Origin of the sequence: Kitasatospora sp. NPDC059803 (assembly GCF_042732255.1) — a bacterium.
Taxonomy (GTDB): domain Bacteria; phylum Actinomycetota; class Actinomycetes; order Streptomycetales; family Streptomycetaceae; genus Kitasatospora.
Map to the genome: position 1 here is coordinate 32,581 of NZ_JBHWIJ010000006.1, position 1,653 is coordinate 34,233.

The 1,653-nt window shown below is 69.2% G+C and carries 2 protein-coding genes; one reads left to right on the plus strand and one right to left on the minus strand.

Features of this window, described 5'->3' with window-relative positions; translation table 11 throughout:
* Positions 1-257: 257 nt before the first annotated feature.
* Positions 258-665, minus strand: a complete 408-nt coding sequence (locus ACFV6I_RS01970; RefSeq protein ID WP_380423292.1) for a winged helix-turn-helix transcriptional regulator — start codon at positions 663-665, stop codon at positions 258-260.
* 92 nt (positions 666-757) lie between these two features.
* Between ACFV6I_RS01970 and ACFV6I_RS01975 the strand changes: the two genes are divergently transcribed.
* Entirely contained in the window at positions 758-1,507 is a 750-nt protein-coding gene (locus tag ACFV6I_RS01975) for an SDR family NAD(P)-dependent oxidoreductase (RefSeq protein WP_380423269.1), read from the plus strand.
* Positions 1,508-1,653: the final 146 nt, after the last annotated feature.

Sequence of the window (1,653 nt, forward strand, 5' to 3'; positions counted from 1 at the left end):
TGTGGTGGGGGGGGGGGGGCCGCCGCGCCAGCGCCCGCGGGGTGTGTGGCGGGGGGATTGTGGGGGGGGGGCGCAGCGGGGCCCGCGGCGTCGTAGACGTCGGGTCAGGGTGGAGAAGAACAGGTCGACTTGGTCGAGCCGGCCGGCGTGTTCGGGCGTGTGGTGGATGCTGAGGCGGGGACGGGACCTGTGCTCTCCGGCTGGGTCGGCTGGTGCTGCCGCGAGACTCCGCCGAACCGGCCCATGGGACTGGCCCGTTACTCGCGCGGTGACGCCTGCTGGCTGTCGTAGTGCTCCTGGGCGGCGAGCAGCTCGTCTCCGTGCCGGCCGAACCACTGGATCAGTTCGGTCAGCGGCCCGGCCAGGCTGACGCCGAGTTCCGTCAGGCTGTAGGTGACCTGGGGCGGGTTGGTGGGCGCGACCTGGCGGTCGACGAGCCCGGCCCGGGCCAGTGCCTTGAGGTTCTGCGACAGCATCTTCTGACTGATGCCACCGACTCGTTGGTGCAGCTGCGCGAAGCGGTGCGGGCCGGCGATGAGGGCCGAGATGATCAGTGTCGCCCAGCGACTTGTCGTCTGGTCCATGATCGGCCTGAGCACGCACTTGTTGTCGAAGGTGTCGTGGGCCAGGAGCCGGGCGGCTGTCGCGACCTGCTGAGTTTCCATCACCGCAGGAGCTTACAAAAAAGTAGGTACTTCCCAACAGTAACGGCCTTTCCTACGGTGACCTCGTAAGCACCAACGTTCGAGGAGCCACTGTGAGCAGCAGCAACGCACGTACGGCGATCGTCACGGGCGCATCGAAGGGCCTGGGCGCGGGGATCGCCAAGGCACTGGCCGGGACCGGCGCAGCCGTCGTGGTGAACTACCGGGAGGATGCGAAGGGCGCCGAGCGGGTCGTCGCGGGCATCACCGCCGAGGGCGGCCGGGCGATCGCGGTCCGGGCCGACGTGACCCGCAGCGACGAAGTGCGCCATCTGTTCGATCGGGCGCGCGAGGAGTACGGACCGGTCGACGTGCTCGTGAACAACGCGGCCGTCGCCGCCTTCGCGCCGCTGTCGGGCATCACCGAAGAGGAGTTCCAGCGCGAGATGACCACGAACGTCCTGGGCACGATCCTCACTACGCAGGCCCTGGCCGCGCAGGACGACATCGGCGCCGCATCGATCATCAACGTCTCGACGGCCGGCACACTCACCCACCCGCCGTACGCCTCGCTCTATGTCGCGTCCAAGAGCGCTGTCAACGCGTTCACCATCATTGCGGCCAAGGAGCTGGGCCCGCGCGGCATCCGGGTCAACGCGATCATGCCCGGACCGTCGGACACCGAGGGCACCAGGGCCATGGGATTCCCCGGCTCGGCTCAGGAAGCACAGGCGATCGCCGGCACCCCGCTGGGCCGAACGGGCACCCCGGACGACTACGGCCCGCTGGTGGCTTTCCTGGCTTCCGACGGCGCGCGCTGGATCACCGGGGATGTCATCCTCGCTTCCGGCGGCATGCGCTGACGTCCCGTCCGTTCGCCTCCGGGCCCCGGGCTCCGTCGGCTACGAAACACGCCCTGGACACACCACAGCGCAGGAAGTCGGCCAGCCCGACATCCTGCGCCAAACCAACGGGACCCAGCCGGCCGACACCAACTGGAAGAAGTCCA